15 protein-coding genes and 1 tRNA gene are annotated in these 16,869 nt (G+C 73.3%); 7 read left to right on the top strand and 9 right to left on the bottom strand.

Translation table 11 applies throughout. The features are described from left to right. The first annotated feature begins 75 nt into the window (after nt 1-75). Nucleotides 76-867, top strand: a complete 792-nt coding sequence (locus ACQKM2_RS37870; protein WP_427717996.1) for a DUF6227 family protein — start codon at nt 76-78, stop codon at nt 865-867. A gap of 6 nt (nt 868-873) precedes the next feature. Here ACQKM2_RS37870 and pfkB read toward each other — a convergent pair whose 3' ends face one another. Together pfkB and ACQKM2_RS37860 are read right to left on the bottom strand one after the other, a co-directional pair. Further along, on the bottom strand, nt 874-1,812 hold the full coding sequence (gene pfkB, locus ACQKM2_RS37865) for a 1-phosphofructokinase (RefSeq protein ID WP_427717994.1): 939 nt from the start codon (nt 1,810-1,812) through the stop codon (nt 874-876). Between the two features lie 155 nt (nt 1,813-1,967). Continuing rightward, nucleotides 1,968-3,530, bottom strand: a complete 1,563-nt coding sequence (locus ACQKM2_RS37860) for an MFS transporter (RefSeq protein WP_427717992.1) — start codon at nt 3,528-3,530, stop codon at nt 1,968-1,970. A gap of 62 nt (nt 3,531-3,592) precedes the next feature. Here ACQKM2_RS37860 and ACQKM2_RS37855 point away from each other — a divergent pair, with 62 nt between their 5' ends. After that, nucleotides 3,593-4,534 (top strand): helix-turn-helix transcriptional regulator, encoded by a 942-nt coding sequence (locus ACQKM2_RS37855; protein WP_427717990.1) that lies wholly within the window; start codon nt 3,593-3,595, stop codon nt 4,532-4,534. A gap of 123 nt (nt 4,535-4,657) precedes the next feature. On the opposite strand, the gene ACQKM2_RS37850 is transcribed toward ACQKM2_RS37855, so the two are convergent. After that, entirely contained in the window at nt 4,658-5,635 is a 978-nt protein-coding gene (locus tag ACQKM2_RS37850; protein WP_427717987.1) for a sigma-70 family RNA polymerase sigma factor, read from the bottom strand. Nucleotides 5,636-6,180: 545 nt separating this feature from the next. Here ACQKM2_RS37850 and ACQKM2_RS37845 point away from each other — a divergent pair. Beyond that, nucleotides 6,181-6,834: a Uma2 family endonuclease gene (locus ACQKM2_RS37845; RefSeq protein WP_427717985.1), complete on the top strand. Its 654-nt coding sequence runs from the start codon at nt 6,181-6,183 to the stop codon at nt 6,832-6,834. Nucleotides 6,835-6,849: 15 nt separating this feature from the next. Here the strand turns inward: ACQKM2_RS37845 and ACQKM2_RS37840 are convergent, their stop codons facing one another. The 3 genes from ACQKM2_RS37840 to ACQKM2_RS37830 all read right to left on the bottom strand — a co-directional run bounded on the left by ACQKM2_RS37840 (nt 6,850) and on the right by ACQKM2_RS37830 (nt 10,190). Beyond that, entirely contained in the window at nt 6,850-7,632 is a 783-nt protein-coding gene (locus ACQKM2_RS37840) for a dioxygenase family protein (RefSeq protein ID WP_427718031.1), read from the bottom strand. A 156-nt stretch (nt 7,633-7,788) separates the two neighbouring features. Beyond that, nucleotides 7,789-9,330 carry an MFS transporter gene (locus ACQKM2_RS37835; RefSeq protein WP_427717982.1) on the bottom strand — a complete coding sequence of 514 codons (1,542 nt, stop codon included), beginning with the start codon at nt 9,328-9,330 and terminating at the stop codon, nt 7,789-7,791. 110 nt (nt 9,331-9,440) lie between these two features. After that, entirely contained in the window at nt 9,441-10,190 is a 750-nt protein-coding gene (locus ACQKM2_RS37830; protein WP_427717980.1) for a TetR/AcrR family transcriptional regulator, read from the bottom strand. A gap of 283 nt (nt 10,191-10,473) precedes the next feature. Here ACQKM2_RS37830 and ACQKM2_RS37825 point away from each other — a divergent pair, with 283 nt between their 5' ends. From ACQKM2_RS37825 to ACQKM2_RS37815, 3 genes are read left to right on the top strand one after another with little or no spacing between them, the layout of a single operon-like run. Further along, nucleotides 10,474-11,751 (top strand): M6 family metalloprotease domain-containing protein, encoded by a 1,278-nt coding sequence (locus tag ACQKM2_RS37825; RefSeq protein WP_427717978.1) that lies wholly within the window; start codon nt 10,474-10,476, stop codon nt 11,749-11,751. Between the two features lie 50 nt (nt 11,752-11,801). Then, complete coding sequence (locus ACQKM2_RS37820; RefSeq protein ID WP_427718028.1) at nt 11,802-12,284, top strand: RidA family protein; 483 nt, start codon at nt 11,802-11,804, stop codon at nt 12,282-12,284. Between the two features lie 54 nt (nt 12,285-12,338). Continuing rightward, the gene (locus tag ACQKM2_RS37815) at nt 12,339-13,310 is read left to right on the top strand and encodes an endonuclease/exonuclease/phosphatase family protein (RefSeq protein WP_427717976.1); all 972 of its coding nucleotides are present in this window, start codon (nt 12,339-12,341) and stop codon (nt 13,308-13,310) included. Here the strand turns inward: ACQKM2_RS37815 and ACQKM2_RS37810 are convergent. Continuing rightward, the gene (locus tag ACQKM2_RS37810; RefSeq protein WP_427717973.1) at nt 13,264-14,508 is read right to left on the bottom strand and encodes a cytochrome P450 family protein; all 1,245 of its coding nucleotides are present in this window, start codon (nt 14,506-14,508) and stop codon (nt 13,264-13,266) included. The genes ACQKM2_RS37815 and ACQKM2_RS37810 overlap by 47 nt on opposite strands. Nucleotides 14,509-14,654: 146 nt before the next feature. On the opposite strand from ACQKM2_RS37810, the gene ACQKM2_RS37805 reads away from it, so the two are divergent. Then, nucleotides 14,655-14,727 (top strand) — tRNA-Arg (locus ACQKM2_RS37805). Between the two features lie 64 nt (nt 14,728-14,791). Here the strand turns inward: ACQKM2_RS37805 and ACQKM2_RS37800 are convergent. Both ACQKM2_RS37800 and ACQKM2_RS37795 read right to left on the bottom strand, forming a co-directional pair. Beyond that, nucleotides 14,792-14,995, bottom strand: coding sequence for a hypothetical protein (locus ACQKM2_RS37800; RefSeq protein WP_427717970.1), 204 nt, complete (start codon nt 14,993-14,995; stop codon nt 14,792-14,794). 97 nt (nt 14,996-15,092) lie between these two features. Beyond that, the gene (locus ACQKM2_RS37795) at nt 15,093-16,760 is read right to left on the bottom strand and encodes an MFS transporter (RefSeq protein ID WP_427718026.1); all 1,668 of its coding nucleotides are present in this window, start codon (nt 16,758-16,760) and stop codon (nt 15,093-15,095) included. Nucleotides 16,761-16,869 lie beyond the last annotated feature (109 nt).

The following is a 16,869-nucleotide window of genomic DNA, read 5'->3' as shown; positions in this document are numbered from 1 at the left end:
CGGACGTGATGTCAGCACCAGGGGCTACGTTGTGCTTCCGCGAAGTGACAAGCAGCGACGGCCTGGAGACCCACCTTGAGCGATCCGTACGAGACAACCGAGGCGCACCTCGAGCGACTCCTGGGCCGCGCCCTCAACTCCTTCGACCTGCCGGACAGGTTGGTCGAGCGCCTCGGCACGGCGCTCGCCCACAGCTCTTCGCTGTACACCACCCACCACAGCCCGTCGGCGGGGCTGTGGCGGGAGACCCACCGGCACACCTACCTGCTGCCCGACGGGGAGGCGGCGTCCCTGTGGGAGCTGGCCTACCGGCTCGGGGGCGACCGCGGCACCCGGCACGAGGTGTTCGAGAGCAAGGACGGGCTGGGGCTGGCGGTGGCCCGGCTGTTCGGCGAGTCCCCGGCGGAGCCGGTGCTGCCCGAGGCCCCCGGGCCGGGCGGCGACGGTGACGGTCACGGCGACGAGGGCCTGGAGGGCGATCTGGCGGTGCTGAGCGCCCTGTTCGCGGCCCCCTCGCCCCAGCAGCGGCGCCGCGAGTACACGGTGGAGCAGTCCGCCGACCACGCCCGGCGGGTGCTGCGCCGCGCGGAGAACGCCGACCGGCCCGGTGAGGCGGTGGCGGAGCTGCTGCGCTCGGCGTACGCGCACCACATCACGCAGGCGTTCGGCGGCCGGCAGTGCCTCACCGACGGGCGGGACGCCGGTTTCAGCCTGTACGAGCACGCCTTCGTGCTGCTGGACGGGAGCGAGTTCAGCCTGTGGGAGGTCGAGCACACGGCGACGCCGGACGGGCGGCACATGTGCGAGGTCTACGACAGCGAGGCCGCCGCGCGCGGGGCGATGGAGGTGCGGGCCCGGGTCCGCTGACCGGCGTCAGCCGGCGGAGAGCGGGAGGTCCAGCGGCAGGTCCCGGGTGATGTGGACGTCCTCGGGGCGCAGGTCCGCCGGGCCCGGCATGACGCTGCCCGGCAGCTGTACGGCGGCCGCGCCGTGGGCGAGGGCCGAGGCGAGCGCGGCGGGGCCGGTGCCCCCGGCGGTCAGGAAGCCGGCCAGGGCGGCGTCGCCGGCCCCGACGTCGCTGCGGACCGCCGCGACCGGGGCCGCGCCGTGGTGGGCGCCGTCGGCGGTGACCAGGAGCTGGCCGTGCGCGCCGAGGGAGGCCAGGACCGCGCCGGCGCCGCGTCCGACGAGTTCCTCGGCGGCCTTGACGGCGTCGCCGAGGGTGGCCAGCGGGCGGCCCACGGCTTCGGCGAGCTCGGCGGCGTTCGGCTTGACGACGTCGGGGCGGGCGGGCAGGGCCGCCGCCAGGGCGGGGCCGGAGGTGTCCAGGGCGACGCGGGCGCCGGCTTCGCGGGCGCGGGTGACGAGTTCGGCGTACCAGCGGGGCTCCAGGCCGGGCGGCAGGCTTCCGCAGCAGGCGACCCAGTCGGCCCCGGCGGAGCCGCGGACGGTGTCGAGGAGCAGGTCCGACTCCTGGGCGGAGAGCTCCGGGCCCGCCGCGTTGATCTTCGTCAGGGTGCCGTCCGGTTCCACGACGGCGATGTTGGAGCGGGTCAGCCCGGCGATGGAGACGGCGGTGACGTCCACGCCCTCGGCCGTGAGCAGTTCCAGGAGCAGGGTGCCGGCGGGGCCGCCCAGCGGGAGGACGGCCGTGGTGGAGCATCCCGCCGCCGCGACGGCCCGGGAGACGTTGACCCCCTTGCCGCCGGGGTCGACCCGCTCCCCCGCGGCCCGGAGCACCGCGCCGCGGTCCAGCGAGGGGACCTCGTAGGTCCGGTCGAGGGAGGGGTTGGGGGTGACCGTGAGGATCATTGCGAGCCGCCTGTGGATTCGTGTCCGTTCGATACCGGATTCCGCCGCTTCACCCCTCACCCTACGCAGAGAACCGGGGGAAAACAAAGAAAAACGGACATACCCGCTCGGTTGAGCGGGCATGTCCGCACCCTCCGGCCGGAGCCGGGGGCCCGTCAGTGGGCGCCCTCGACGGCCCCTTCGCGCTCCGACATCGGGATCTGCCGGCGCGGCAGCACGAACATCACCGCGAAGATGACCACGAGGACCGCGACGACCCACCACAGCGCGCCGCGGAAGGCCTCGGCGTACGGCACGCCGAGGATCCGGTCGTCCTCGATGGAGCCGAAGTAGACGACGGAGGTCAGCGCGAGGCCGAGCGCGTTGCCCATCTGGCCGGTGGTGTTGATCAGGCCGGACGCGGAACCGGCGTGCTCGCGCGGCACCTGGGACAGGATGGTGTCGTTCAGCGGGGCGACGATCAGGCCCATGCCGATGCCCATCACGACCAGCGGGGCGGCCATCTGCCAGGAGGAGATGTCCATGCCGTACCGCTCGGCCTCCCAGATGTAGAGCAGCACGCCCGCGGCCATGACCAGCGCACCGGCCTGGAGCACCTTGCGGCCGAAGCGCGGGACGAGCTTCTCGACCGAGATGCCGGCCGCGACGGAGACGGCGATGGAGAAGGGGATGCCGGTGCTGCCGGCGTGCAGCGGGGTCCAGCCCAGGCCCATCTGCATGTACAGCGTCCAGACCAGGAAGAAGATGCCGGTCGTCAGGCCGAAGGCCAGCTGGACCGTGATGCCGCCGGCGAAGCTCTTGATCCGGAAGAGGGAGAGCTCGACGAGCGGGGACCCGTCCTTCTTGATCTTGTGCCTCTCGTAGCCGATGAAGACGGCGAAGACGACCGGCGACGCGACCATGCAGACGAAGCCCCAGAGCGGCCAGCCGTTCTCCCGGCCCTGGGTGAGCGGGTAGATCAGCATGACCAGCGCGGACGTGGCGAGCACGACGCCCACCAGGTCCAGGCGCAGGGCCTTGGGAGCCTTGGACTCGGAGATGAACTTGCGGCCCAGGATCACCGCGGCGATGCCGACGGGCAGGTTGATCAGGAAGATCGTGCGCCATTCGAGGCCGAACAGGTCCCACTCGGTGAGCAGTGCGCCGAGCATCGGACCCGAGACCGCGCCGAGTCCGACGATCGCGCCGAACATGCCGAAGACCTTGCCGCGCTCGTGCGGCGGGAAGGTGACGTGGATGATCGCGAGGACCTGCGGGACCATCAGGGCCGCCATGGCGCCCTGGAGGAGGCGGGAGGCGACGAGCATGGACGGGTCGGGCGCGACGCCGCAGAGCAGCGAGGCGATGGTGAAGCCCGCGACGCCGGCGAGGAAGAGGCGCTTGCGGCCGTAGATGTCACCGAGACGGCCACCGGTGATCAGGCCGGCGGCGAACGCGAGCGCGTAGCCGGCGGTGATCCACTGGATGGCGCTGGTCGAGGCGCCGAAGCCCTCGCGCATGCTGGGTATCGCGATGTTGACGATCGTGACGTCGACCAGGTCCATGAAGGACGCGGTCATCACGATGGCGAGCGCCAGCCAGCGGCGGCGGTCGGCCGGGGCGGCGGCGGGGTCGCCGGGGGCGTCTGGTGCGGGTGCTGCGGCGGGGGACGCGTTCCGCTCTTCTCGTACGGGCCCGTTCTCTCTTTCGGGCGATGCCATGGACGTCTCGGTGCTCATGGAGAGAAACCTAGACGGCATGTAGGCCAGGATGTGTCCTACTTACCTGGCAATCTTGAAGTATGAACGACACACCCGGCCGGCTGCTCACCCTGCTGTCCCTGCTCCAGACCCCGCGCGAGTGGCCGGGCAGCGAGCTGGCGGAGCGGCTGGGGGTGAGCCCGCGGACCATCCGGCGGGACATCGAGCGGCTGCGTGACCTGGGGTATCCGGTGGAGGCCACACTGGGCGCGGTCGGCGGTTACCGGCTGGTGGCGGGGGCGGCGATGCCGCCGCTGCTGCTCGACGACGAGGAGGCCGTGGCCATCGCCGTGGGGCTGCGGGCGGGGGCCGGACATGCCGTCGAGGGGGTCGAGGAGGCCTCCGTACGCGCTCTGGCGAAGCTCGAACAGGTCTTGCCCGCGCGGCTGCGGAGCCGGGTGGGCGCCCTGCAGACGGCGACGGTCGCGGTGACCCGGGGCGACGGGCCGAACGTGGACCCGCGGACGCTGACGACGATGGCCGGGGCGGTGGCGGGGGCGGAGCGGCTGAGGTTCGCGTACCGGACGCGGGACGGGGTGGACTCGCGCCGGCTGGTGGAGCCGTACCGGCTGGTGAGCACCGGGAGCCGCTGGTACCTCGTCGCCTACGACCTGGAGCGGGAGGACTGGCGCACCTTCCGGGTGGACCGGGTGAGCGAGCCCTTCGCGACGGGGGCCCGGTTCACGCCGCGCCCGCTGCCGATGGAGGCGGCCGAGTTCGTCCGGCGGACGCTGCGGGGGGAGCGGACGTACCCGGTCGACGTGTCCTTCGCCGCGCCGCCCGAGGAGCTGCCGGCGTGGCTGCGCGAGGCGGCCGCGGCGGAGGCCGACGGGGCGCGGGTGCGCTTCGAGAGCGGGGACTCACCGGAGTGGCTGGCGGCCCGGATGGCGCTGACGGGGCTGGAGTTCACGGTGCGCGGGCCGGAGTTCCTGGCGGAGGCGGCCGGGGCGCTGGGCGCGCGGCTGGCCCGGGCGGGGGCCTGACCCGAAGGACACGGCCTGGGGGCGTCCGGGCAGGGGGGAGTCCCGGCACCGGGGGGGGGTGGGCACCGGGACTCGTCCGGGGAGGGAGCGGGGGCGCGGGCGGCGGGCCGGTCAGGCCACGGGTCAGGCCACGGCGTCGAAGCCGGTGTCGCGGGCCATGCGCTTGAGCTCCAGCAGGGCGTGCTTCTCGATCTGGCGGATCCGCTCGCGGGTCAGGCCGTGCTGCTTGCCGACCTCGGTCAGGGTCCGCTCGCGGCCGTCCTCGATGCCGTAGCGCATCTTGATGATGGAAGCCGTGCGCTGGTCGAGCTTGCCGAGGAGGTCCTCCAGCTCCTCGCTGCGCAGCAGGGAGAGCACGGACTGCTCGGGCGAGATCGCGGAGGTGTCCTCCAGCAGGTCGCCGAACTGGGTGTCGCCCTCGTCGTCGACCGACATGTTGAGGCTGACCGGGTCGCGGGCCCAGTCCAGGACGTCGCCCACGCGCTTCTCGGTGGAGTCGAGTTCGGCGGCGATCTCGGCGTGCTCGGGGTCGCGGCCGTTCTCCCGGTTGAACTCGCGCTGAATCCGGCGGATCCGGCCGAGCTCCTCCACGAGGTGGACGGGGAGGCGGATGGTGCGGGACTGGTCGGCGATGGAGCGGGTGATCGCCTGGCGGATCCACCACGTCGCGTACGTGGAGAACTTGAAGCCCTTGGCGTAGTCGAACTTCTCGACGGCGCGGACCAGGCCGGCGTTGCCCTCCTGGATGAGGTCGAGCAGGGGCAGGCCGCTGCGCGGGTAGCGGCGGGCGACGGCCACGACGAGGCGGAGGTTGGACCGGATGAAGACTTCCTTGGCGCGCTCGCCTTCGGCGGCCAGGGCTTCCAGCTCCTCGCGGGCGGGAATCTCCCCGGCGCGCTCTATCTCGCCGTCGAGGATCTGCCGGGCGTACACGCCCGCCTCGATGATCTGCGAGAGCTCCACTTCCCTGGCGGCGTCGAGCAGCGGGGTGCGCGCGATCTCGTCGAGGTACATGCCGACCAGGTCGCGGTCGACGATCTCCCCGCCCGCAGCACGGGCGCTGCTCGTGGACTGACGACGGGCGACGGCGCGGGTTGCCATGCGTGCTCCCTTGCGATGCGATGAATCGGTCGCGGTGCGTCCTCGGACACTCTTCCGAGTGCCCGCTTCCGAAAGGAAACAACGACTGGAATCGGGACAGAATTCCCACGCCGGTCTCCCTTTTTCGAGATCTTGCAGTATCCTGCCCCGCCGCCCCTCGGAACCGGGCACGGCGGGCTCCTGCGAGAACCCGGGAACGCGCAGGTCAGGCCAGCCCTGGCGGCCGGTCCGGAGGTGTCCGCGGAGCCGTGCGGCGACGGCGTCCGTGAGACCGCCGTCACATTCGGCTCCCCCGGTTCGAGCCCGGTGCGGCGCCGCCCGTGGGCGCGCTCCCACCGTGAAGACGGGCCGCACCGGCTCCTGGTTGCCTGGACTGGCGATCGAACCGCAGGAAAATCGCAGGAAACGCGACAAGACGGCAGATACCACCCCAAGGGAGCGAACGCATGTCGTACGTGCGTCCGTCCGGGTGATTCGGCCCTCGTCCGGGTGAAGCACGGGCATATTCCGACGGCATGCCACATTCCGGCCGTAGCGTGCCGGGAGTGATCGCACACATCCCGCGGCCGTCCCGCGGCGCGGCGCCGACGAGCGCCGGTCCCGAAGCAGACCACGAGCTCGACAAGGCCCTCTGGCGGGCCTGGCAGGCCATCGACCCGCCCGAGACCTTCCGCGTCGAGATCGTGGAGGGGCTGATCGAGATGTGGCGGGTGGGGCGGCCGTTCACGCACGCCCTCACCGCGAACCGGCTGCGGTCCCGGCTGGCCGCCCACCTGGCCGGGGGCCCGTACGCCCCCTACATGGCGATGTACGTCGTCGGCGGCTACCAGGCCTGGGCGCCGGACGTGCTCCTCGCCCCGGACGACCTCACCGGGCACGCCGCCCGGGGGGAGCTGGGGATCAGGGCGTCGAGCGTGCCCCTGGTCGCCGAGGTCGTCGCCCCGGGACCGCAGGACGTCGCGCGGGACCGGGTCCGCAAGCGCCGCGCCTACGCCCGGGCCGGGATCCCGGTGTACGTGATCGTCGACGACTACGACGGCCACGGCACGGTCAGCGTGCTGACCGGCCCCGTCCCCGACGAGGCGCGGTACGCCTGCGAGGTGCGGGCCCCGTACGGGACCGCGGTGGTCGTGCCCGAGGGCCCGGCCCGGGGCTTCGTGATCGGCGAGCAGGTCACCGGGCCGGCCCGGGTGCCCTAGGCCGCGCCTTTCGGATCAGGCGGCGGCCGGGCCCGCGGAGCCGAACTGGACGGAGCGCTTCGACAGGCCCATCCAGAAGCCGTCGACCGGAGTGTGCTGGTCGGCGAGGTCGGATCCGGCGGCCCCGAGGGTGACGAAGAGCGGGGCGAAGTGCTCCGTGCGGGGGTGGGCCAGGCGGCCCGCCGGGGACTTGGCCTCGAAGTCGAGCAGGGCGTCGACGTCCTGCGCGGCCAGCGCCTCGCGGCCCCAGTGGTCGAACTCCGCCGACCAGCCGGGCACCCCCGGGCCGGTGTGCCGCAGCGCGGCCAGGTTGTGCGTGAAGAAGCCGCTCCCGACGATCAGGACGCCCTCGTCGCGCAGCGGGGCGAGCTTGCGGCCGATGCCCATCAGCCGGGCCGGGTCCAGGGTGGGCAGGGAGATCTGGAGGACCGGTATGTCGGCCTCCGGGTACATCTCGACGAGCGGTACGTACGCCCCGTGGTCCAGGCCGCGGTCCGGGATGTCCTGGACCGGGGTGCCGGGCGCCTTCAGCAGGGCGCGGACCGAGGCGGCGAGCTCCGGCGCGCCCGGGGCCCCGTACCGCACCGCGTAGTAGTGCTCGGGGAAGCCCCAGAAGTCGTAGACGAGCGGGACGGGCTCGACGGCGCCGAGCGCCAGCGGGGCCTCCTCCCAGTGGGCGGAGACCATCAGGATCGCGCGCGGCCTGGGCAGGGCCGCGGACCAGGCGGCGAGCTCGGCCGGCCAGAGCGGGTCGTCGGCCAGGGGCGGGGCCCCGTGGCTGAGGTACAGCGCCGGCATGCGGGGGGTCTCGGTGGTCACGGGGGCGCTCCTCGGTCGTCGGTGCGGTGCGGTGCGGTGCGGGGTCCCTCGAAAAGACTAACCCCGTCTCGTTCAAATTTGAACGAGACGGGGTGATCAGTCATTCCCGCGCGGCTGCCCGCACGCGGCGGCCGCTCAGTGGGCGATCACCGGGACCTTGATCTGGGCGTCCTCGTCGGCGCCCGAGCCGGAGGCCACCGGTCCGCCGTGGCCCGGACGGCCGGTGTTGATCAGCGTGAACGCGATGGCCGCGCTGGCGACGAGGATGCCGACGGCCCACCAGATCGCGGAGGAGTAGCCCTCGACCATGGCCTGCGCCTGCACCAGCTTCCCGGCCGGGCCGCCCGCCGCGGCCTCGGCCGCGTGGTCGGTCAGGTAGGCCGTGGTCGCGGACGCGGCGATGGTGTTCAGCAGGGCGGTGCCGATCGCGCCGCCCACCTGCTGCGAGGTGTTGACCATGGCCGAGGCCACGCCGGCGTCGGCCGGGTCGATCCCGTAGGTCGACAGGGACATGGCCGGCATGAAGGCGGTGCCCATGCCGAGGCCCAGCAGCAGCTGCGCCGGCAGGATCAGCGCCGGGTAGGAGGAGCCGACCTCCAGCTGCGTCAGCATCAGCATGCCGGCGCCGGCGAGCAGGAAGCCGGGGCCCATCAGCAGGCGCGGGGCGACCCGGGTCATCAGGCGGGCGCCGATCTGGGTGGAGCCCGTGATCATGCCCGCGATCATCGGCAGGAAGGCGAAGCCGGTCTTGACGGGCGAGAAGCCCTTCACGACCTGGAGGTAGTAGGTGAGGAAGAGGAACAGGCCGAACATGGAGATGACGGCCAGGCCCAGCGAGAGGTAGACACCGCCGCGGTTGCGCTCCAGCAGGACGCGCAGCGGCAGCAGCGGGGACTTCACGCGGGACTCGACGAACACGAAGGCGGCGAGGAGCAGCGCCGAGGCGACGAACATGGCCACGGTCACCGCGTCCGACCAGCCGGCGGACTCGGCGCGGGTGAAGCCGTAGACGAGGGCGACCAGGCCCAGGGTCGAGAGGATCACGCCGGGGACGTCGAGGCGGGCGCTGTTGCGGGAGCCGGCCGGCTCGCGGATGACCATCCAGGCGCCGACGGCCGCGACGACCGCGAAGGGGATGTTGACGAAGAAGGTCCAGCGCCAGTTGAGGTACTCGGTGAGGAAGCCGCCGAGGATCAGGCCGACGGCGCCGCCGCCGCCCGCGATCGCGCCGTAGATGCCGAAGGCCTTGGCGCGCTCCTTGGCGTCGGTGAAGGTGACCGCGAGCAGGGAGAGCGCGGCCGGGGCGAGCAGCGCGCCGAAGGCGCCCTGCAGGGCGCGGGCGCCCAGCATCATGGCCTCGCCGGTGGCGGCGCCGCCGAGGGCGGAGGCCAGGGCGAAGCCGATCAGGCCGACGACGAAGGCGTTCTTGCGGCCCCACTTGTCGGCGATGCGGCCGCCGAAGAGGAGCAGTCCGCCGAAGGCCAGCGCGTACGCGGTGATGACCCACTGGCGGTTGCCGTCGGAGATGCCGAGGTCGGTCTGGGCGGAGGGGAGGGCGATGTTCACGATGGTCGCGTCGAGGACGACCATCAGCTGCGCCAGGGCGATGAAGACCAGGGCCTTCCAGCGGCTGGGGTCTACGGCCGCCGGCGGGGCGGTCGCGGCTGTTTTCGGCATGGGGGTATCCACTTCACTGTGCGAATGACTGAAAAATTACGAAAGTCTGAAAAGTTTGACGCTTGGGCGTTCTGAGCTTCGGGCGTTCCGGGCTTCGGGTGTTCGGTGCGTCAGGCCTGGGGCATGCGCCTGAGGTCGTCCAACGTGGCCGCCGTACCAGGTAGTTCGGACCGCGCCGGAGCCCGCAGGCCGTCCAGGAAGAGCTGGAGGTGGCGGTGGACGAACCGCTCCACGACCAGACAGTCGGTGCCGGGCAGGGGGCGGCTGAGCTGGGACAGCGCGACCATCAGGTCGCCGACGCCGATGTCGGGGCGCAGCAGGCCGCCGCTCTGGCCGGCTTCGACCAGCCGCTCCACGGCCGCCTCCAACGCGGCGCGGGCGGCGTGGAGTTCGGGGTGGTCGGCGTCGAAGCCCGCCGCGAGCATCGGGCACAGGGCGCCGATCCGCTCGTCGGCGGCGCCGTGCGTGAAGCGGCAGAGCGCCGCGAAGGCGTCCGGCTCCTCGGCGAGCGCGTCCTCGGCGAGGGCGGTGACCCGGTCCATCACGTAGAGCACCACGTGGTGGACGAGGGCGGCCCGGTCGGGGAAGTGCCGGTACAGGGTGGCGTTGCCGATGCCGGCCCTGCGGGCGATCTCGTCGAGGGGGGCTTCCGACCCGAACTCGACGAACACCTCGCGCGCGGCCACCAGGATCCGCTCCCGGTTGCGGACGGCGTCGGCGCGGGGCTTCGGGACCCGGCCGGGCGCCGCGGGGGCGGCCGCGGCGCAGGCCCCGGACGCGGCTCCGGCTCCGGCTCCGGCTCCGGTGAGGTTCACGGCCGCTCGGGGTGCGGCCGCCGGGGTGCGGGCGGGGCTCTTCATTCCGGGGCCTTCCTGGGGCGCGGGATCCGGGGGATCCACATCTGCGGCTCCACCAACCGGGGAGTCGGTCCCCGCTTCGTGGGACTCTCGTTCAAACGGGGATCAGGTCCCCGGTTATTTCACTCGCGAGTGTGAGCTACGCCACACTCTCAGGAGGGGCTTTTGCCCCGGTCGGATCACATTTGGAGGCTTTCGACGCGCGGGCGTGTCGCAATCGTCGGAGGGTGAGCCCACAGAGAGCAGTCCGGACCCGGCCGGCTGCCGCGGACCGAAGGCGATCTCCATGCCGCAGACCCGCCGCCGGATACGCAGACCCTGTCGCACCAGTGCGTTCATCGGCCTCACCGCACTGGCCCTCGGCGTCACCGCCACCGCCAGCGGCGGGATATCCGGCCGCGGCCAGTCGGCCTCCGGCCCCGTCGCCACCAGCGCCGAATCCGTACTGGCACCCTGCCGGATCGCCGGGACCATGGGCGTCCAGATGTCGGAGGGCCTGCCCACCCCGCCCGGGTACTCCCGCTCCACCGGCGAGGTCCGCGCGCTGAACCTGATGATCGACTTCCCGGACGCCAAGGGCGAGGGCCCGGCCATGGACCGGCTGGCGGAGTTCTTCCCCCAGACCTCCGACTGGTTCCGCACCAGCTCCTACGGCCGCCTCGACTACCGCGCCGAGTCGCCGGTGCGGGACTGGCTGCGGATGCCGATGCCGTTCGCGGCGTACGGGATCGAGCGCGGGTCCCCGTACGAGCCCGGCTACCGGCAGCTCGTCGAGCACATCGCGAAGGCCGCCGACGCCGAGGTGGACTTCAGCCGGTACGACCTGGTCAACATCCTGGTCACGCCGAACGCCGGCCCGTCCGCACTGGACACCGTCCTGTCGGTCACCTTCTCCGGCAACGGGGAGGCACCCATGGCCGACGGGGTCCCCCTCGCGAACACGTCCTTCGTCTACAGCCGCCAGGACGACGGCTCCGGCTCCTACCGGGAGACCGGCTACCGGGTCCTCCCCCACGAGAACGGGCACGTCTTCGGACTGCCCGACCTGTACACGGCCGACGGCGGCGGCACCGTCGGGCACTGGGACATCATGAGCGAGGACTGGGGCGCCAACAACGACCTCCTCGGCTGGCACAAGTGGAAGCTGGGCTGGCTCGACAGCAGCCAGGTCAGCTGCGCCTCCACCTCCGGCACCAGCCTCCACGTACTGTCCCCGCTGGCCGTCGAGGGCGGCACCAAGCTGGCCTTCGTCCCGCTCTCCGAGAGCGCCGGCTACGCGGTGGAGGTCCGCACCCGCGCCGGCAACGACGAGGCCGTCTGCAAGCCCGGCGTGCTGATCTACAAGGTCGACTCGGACGTGGACACCGGGCGCGGCCCGGTCACCGTCTCCGACAGCGCGACCGGCAGCGGCGGCTGCACCCGGCGGCCCAACGTGCACGCCGAGCTGTCGGACGCGCCGTTCCGGCCGGGCGAGACCTTCACCGACGAGAAGGCCGGCATCAGCATCGCCGTGGTGGGCGAGCTCTCGAACGGCCGCTACCAGGTGCGCGTGACCCGCCCCTGACCCCCCTGACCCCTCCCCCCACCGGCTGCCCCGAGGAGGCCCCCGTGACCGTGACCCCCACCACCCCCGAGGAACGCCTGGCGGCGGCCGGGCTGGAACTCCCGCCCGCCCCGGCGCCCGTCGCCGTGTACGTGCCGGCGGTGGTCAGCGGGCACTACGTCCACACCTCCGGCCAGCTGCCCATGGTCGGCGGCGCCCTGCCCGTCACCGGCAAGGTGGGCGCCGGGGTCACCCCGGAGCAGGGCAAGGAGCTGGCCCGGCAGTGCGCGCTGAACGCCCTCGCCGCCGTGGCCTCCGTCGCCGGGGACCTGTCGGCCGTGAAACGGGTGGTGAAGGTCGTCGGCTTCGTGGCGAGCGCCCCCGACTTCACCGGCCAGCCCGGCGTGGTCAACGGCGCGAGCGAACTGCTCGGCACGGCCTTCGGCGACGCGGGCATCCACGCCCGGAGCGCGGTCGGGGTCGCGGTACTGCCGCTGGACGCCCCGGTCGAGGTCGAGATCACCGTGGAGCTGCACACCCCGATGGGGGTGTGAGGCCGGCCCGCGCGGAGGCAGAACCTCCGGCCCGCGGGGCGCGTCACCTGGGGCATGACCCCGTACGTGACACCCCGCCGCCGGGGAGCCGCGGCCCGGCTCCGCCCTCCCCGCGGGGGCGTGGTCGCGGCCCTCGCCGTCCTGACCGCCCTGCTCCTGGCGGCCCACCCCTGGCTGCCCGGCGGGCCTGCGAGCGGCAACCCCCGCAGCCTCGTGCAGACCTTCCTGCCCTGGACCGCCCTCGCGGTGCCCCTCCTGCTCGCCGCCGCCCTGCTGCGCCGCTCCCGGGTCGCCCTGGCCGCCGTACTGCTGCCCGCCCTGGCCTGGGGGTGGGCGTACGGGCCCGCCCTGGGCGACGGCTCGCGGGGCGGACCGGCCGACCTCACCGTCGTCACGCACAACGTCGACGACGCCAACCCCGACCCGGCAGGCACCGCCCGCGCCGTCGCCGCCTCGGGGGCGCAGCTGATCGCCCTGCAGGAGCTGACGCCGCCCGCACTGGACGCGTACGAACGGGAGCTGGCCGCGAGCCACCCGTACCACGCCGTACAGGGCACGGTCGGGCTGTGGAGCACCTTCCCGCTGCGCGACGCGTCCGGCACCCCGATCGTGCCGTGGCGGCTCCTGCTGCGCGCCACCGCCGACACCCCGAAGGGGCCCGTCACCGTGTACGTGGCCCACCTGCCCTCGGTCCGGCTGGGCACCGGCGGCTTCGCCACGGAGAACCGCGACGAGGCCGCCCGCAACCTCGCCGCCCGGCTGCGGGAGGCGCCGGCCGGGCGGACCCTGCTGGTCGGGGACTTCAACGGCACCACCGACGACAGCGCGCTCGCCCCGGTGACGCGGGGCTTCACCGCCGCGCAGGAGGAGGCGGGGGCCGGCTTCGGCCTCAGCTGGCCGGCCCGGTTCCCGGTCGCGCGGATCGACCAGATCCTGCTGCGGGGCGGGCTGACCCCGGTCTCGGCGTGGACCCTGCCCGCTACCGCGAGCGACCACCTGCCGGTGGCGGCGTCGCTGCGGTACTGACCGGCAGGGCGCGCAGGGCGTGGAACCTGAAGGTGGTGGTCCACACCAGGTCGGCCGCCGGCACGGCGAGCCGGAGCCCCGGCAGCCGGTGCAGCAGGGCGCCGAGGCCGAGGGTGAGCTGCGTACGGGCCAGGGCCGCGCCGAGGCAGTAGTGGAGCCCGTGCCCGAGGGCGAGGTGGGCCTTGTCGGCGCGGCCGATGTCGAAGCGGTCCGGCTCCGGGTACCGGGCGGGGTCGCGGTGGGCGGAGGCGAGCGAGAGGAGCACGGTGTCGCCCGCGGGGACGCGTACGCCGCCGATCTCGACGGGCTCGGTCGGGAAGCGGCGGATGGCGGTGTGGTTGGCGAGGGAGTGGCGCAGCAGCTCCTCGACGGCGTCGGGAAGCAGTTCGGCCTTCTCCCGCAACAGCTCCACCTGCTCGGGATGCGACAGCAGGGTGAACAGCCCATTGGCTATCAGGTGCTGGACGTTCTCACTGCCCGCCATCAGGATCAGGAAGGCGAGCGAGACGAGTTCGTCCTCGCTCAGCCGGTCGTCCACGTCGCGGGCGGCGATCAGTCCGGACAGGACGTCCTCGCCCGGCGCGGCGCGCCGCTCGGCGACGAGCGCGGTGAAGAAACGGTGTATCTCCCCGACGGCACGGGCGAGTTCCTCGCGGCCGGCCGGGTCGAGCATCGTCAGGACCCACCCGGAGAACCGCTCCCGGTCCGCCTCCGGGACGGCGAAGAGGTCCCCGATGACCTTCAGCGGCAGCGGCCTGGCGAACTCGGCGACCACATCGGCCGTCCCGTCCTCCTCGACCCGCGCGGCGAGCCGGCCGGCGAACAGGTCCACCGCGGCCCGGATCGACGTGCGCATCCCCTCGACGTGCCGGGGCGTGAACCCCTGCGCGACGAGCCGGCGCAGCCGCAGGTGGTCGTCGCCGTCCATGTTGAGCAGGTTGGCGTCGAGCGCCGGCGGCAGCGCGAACCCCTTGAAGCCGTCCCCGGCGTACTTCTTGTCCACCGACAGCCGCGGGTCGGCGAGCCCCCGGCGCACATCGGCCTCGTGCGTGACCAGCCACACCGCCGACCCGTCGGGCAGCGCGACCCGGTGCACGGACCTCTGCTCGCGCAACCGCGCGTAAACGGCGTACGGATCGTCCCGGAACCCCTCCCCGAACGGCTGCGGCAGAACCCCCACGTCAACGCCCCCGGCCATGACACCCCACCCCTCGCCGACGGCCACGCGCACGCCGGATCATGGAACCAGGTTAAGAGGCGGCATCCGCACACCACGATCCGCTAGGCTGTTCAGCGGTCAGCCGAAGACCGGGCCACAACACCGGGCCGGGTCCAGGCAGTCCCGCCTTCGTAGCTCAGGGGATAGAGCACCGCTCTCCTAAAGCGGGTGTCGCAGGTTCGAATCCTGCCGGGGGCACGTTGATCGAAGACCCCCAGTCCGGTGTGGCTGGGGGTCTTCGGCGTTCGGGGGGGGCGGGGGGTCAGCTGAGGCCTCTGCTGCGTTCGCCGATGCGGTCGCCCTGGGGGGTGCCGGCGCGCTTGAGGGCCGCCTTGGTGTGGGCGCCGCCCTTCACCTTGCTGCGGACCGGGCCCTCGAAGCCGTGGCCCTGGGCCTGGGGCGCCTGGAGGCGTTCCGCCGCCTTCGCGATGACCGTCTGGACGTCCTGCTTCTTCTCTTTGCTCATCCCGTCGTCAACTCCCTCGGGAAGCAGCCAATCGGATCAAATCGGATTAATGGGATCGTATGCATAGATCGGGGCCGGTGCACCTGGATCAGGAAGGCTAGGGGCGCGGCGGGGTGCCCAGGGTCTGGTGGATCAGTGGTTCCGGGCACGGCGTGCCGCGCGGGAGCTGGTACTTCGCCGAGACCCGGTATTCGCCCGGCGCCGGGGCCAGCAGCTCCGTCCAGGCGTCCCCGGAGGCGTCCGGGGCGGCCTTGAACAGGCACCCGGAGGTGTTGTCCGTGGCCTGCGGCGGCGCCACCGGCTTCCCCGCGCCGTCCACCAGCCCCAGCCACGGGGAGTGCGGGATCCGCACCAGTACGCGGCCGGGCGCCGAGACCTCCAGCACCAGCTGGTCCGCGCCCGCCCGGACCACCTTCGCCGGGCCCGAGACCAGGCTCGCGGGGGCGTCCACGCGCAGCAGCCGCCAGTTCTCGTCGCCCCACACCTGGGTCAGGTACGGCAGGCCCCCGCGTACGAGCGCCGCCTCGGCCTCCCCGCCCGAGTCGGGCTTGTCGGCGGGCAGCACCACGTAGTGCACGGCCCAGCGGTCCAGCCACTCCCGGTAGCTCTCGGCGGTGAGCGTGTCGTCGTAGAAGAGCGGGTTGCGCTCCAGGTCGGCCTGCCGGTTCCAGCCGCGCGCGAGGTTCACGTACGCGGGGAAGGCCGAGGACTCCCGGTGGCTGCTGGCGGGGACCACCTCGACCCGGCCCCGGTCGGCGCCCGCCTTCTGCAGCTGGTCGACCAGGGGGGCCAGCTCGCGGTTCCAGGCGGCCACCGGGGTGGTGCGGACGATGTCGGTGATGCTGTTGGTGGTGATCCAGGCCGTGAGCCCGGCGAAGGCGAGCAGCAGCGCGTACCGGCGCCGGGTGCGCGGGGCCGCGTACGGGGCGGCGGCGAGCAGCACCGCCCCGCCGAACAGCATCACCAGCCGGGTGACGTTCGAGCCGACCTGGGAGTCGATCGCCCAGGTCAGGAACACCCCGAAGGTGTACACGGCGGCGGCGGTCCGGACCGTCCGCCACGCCTTGGGGACGAGGAGGGCGACGGCCAGCCCGAAGAGGAACGGCAGCCCGGCCGAACCGATCTTCATCGGCTGCGTCCCCGAGAAGGGGAACAGCCAGGCCGACAGCCCCACGACCGCCACCGGGGCCAGCCCCAGGGCGTACGCGCCCGGCCGCCGCCGGCTCAGGAACAGCGCGGCCGCGACCACGCCGAGGAAGAGCCCAGCCACCGGGCTCGCGGCGGTCGCCAGCCCGGCCAGCGGCGCCGCGACGGCGGCCTTGGCCCAGCGCCGCCGGGCCCACTTGCGGGGCCAGCAGAAGACGGCGGCGACGGCCCCGAGCGCGAAGAGGGTGCCGAGCCCGAAGGTGACCCGGCCCGAGAGGGCGTTGCACAGCAGCCCGTAGACCCCGGCCAGGGCCGGCCACAGGGGGTGCCGGACGGCTCCGCGGCAGCGGGTGAGGATCAGCGCGAGGAGCCCGGCCGAGGCGGTCCCGGCGATCATCATGGTGGTGCGCACGCCGAGCACGTGCATCACGTACGGGGACACCACGCTGTACGAGACCGGGTGCATGCCCCCGTACCAGGCGAGGTTGTACGCCGTGTCGGGGTGCCGGCCGACGAACTCCGCCCAGGCGTCCTGCGCGGCCAGGTCCCCGCCGCTGTTGGCGAAGCAGAAGAACCAGACGACGTGCAGCACCGCCGCCGCGGCGGTGGCCACGAGCACCGGGTGCCGGTGCGCCCAGCCGGGCCAGGCGCCGTCCGCGGCCCCGTCGACCGCGCCGGACAAGATCCAGGTGGACGTGGTCAACGGCACCGCCGTGGAGAAGATGCCG

Origin of the sequence: Streptomyces sp. NPDC004126, from assembly GCF_050275515.1 — a bacterium.
In the GTDB taxonomy this organism is placed as follows: Bacteria; Actinomycetota; Actinomycetes; order Streptomycetales; family Streptomycetaceae; genus Streptomyces.
Note: the sequence above shows the minus strand (reverse complement) of the source record. Positions and strands in the feature narration are given on the sequence as shown.

Bases quoted from the DNA above. Each gene is read 5' to 3' on its own strand.
- ACQKM2_RS37860 (WP_427717992.1), bottom strand. From the start codon at position 3,530: ATGAGCACCGAGACGTCCATGGCATCGCCCGAAAGAGAGAACGGGCCC.
- ACQKM2_RS37855 (WP_427717990.1), top strand. From the start codon at position 3,593: ATGAACGACACACCCGGCCGGCTGCTCACCCTGCTGTCCCTGCTCCAG.
- ACQKM2_RS37810 (WP_427717973.1), bottom strand. From the start codon at position 14,508: ATGGCCGGGGGCGTTGACGTGGGGGTTCTGCCGCAGCCGTTCGGGGAG.
- ACQKM2_RS37840 (WP_427718031.1), bottom strand. From the start codon at position 7,632: ATGCCGGCGCTGTACCTCAGCCACGGGGCCCCGCCCCTGGCCGACGAC.
- ACQKM2_RS37800 (WP_427717970.1), bottom strand. From the start codon at position 14,995: ATGAGCAAAGAGAAGAAGCAGGACGTCCAGACGGTCATCGCGAAGGCG.
- pfkB (WP_427717994.1), bottom strand. From the start codon at position 1,812: ATGATCCTCACGGTCACCCCCAACCCCTCCCTCGACCGGACCTACGAG.
- ACQKM2_RS37835 (WP_427717982.1), bottom strand. From the start codon at position 9,330: ATGCCGAAAACAGCCGCGACCGCCCCGCCGGCGGCCGTAGACCCCAGC.
- ACQKM2_RS37830 (WP_427717980.1), bottom strand. From the start codon at position 10,190: ATGAAGAGCCCCGCCCGCACCCCGGCGGCCGCACCCCGAGCGGCCGTG.
- ACQKM2_RS37850 (WP_427717987.1), bottom strand. From the start codon at position 5,635: ATGGCAACCCGCGCCGTCGCCCGTCGTCAGTCCACGAGCAGCGCCCGT.
- ACQKM2_RS37815 (WP_427717976.1), top strand. From the start codon at position 12,339: ATGACCCCGTACGTGACACCCCGCCGCCGGGGAGCCGCGGCCCGGCTC.
- ACQKM2_RS37825 (WP_427717978.1), top strand. From the start codon at position 10,474: ATGCCGCAGACCCGCCGCCGGATACGCAGACCCTGTCGCACCAGTGCG.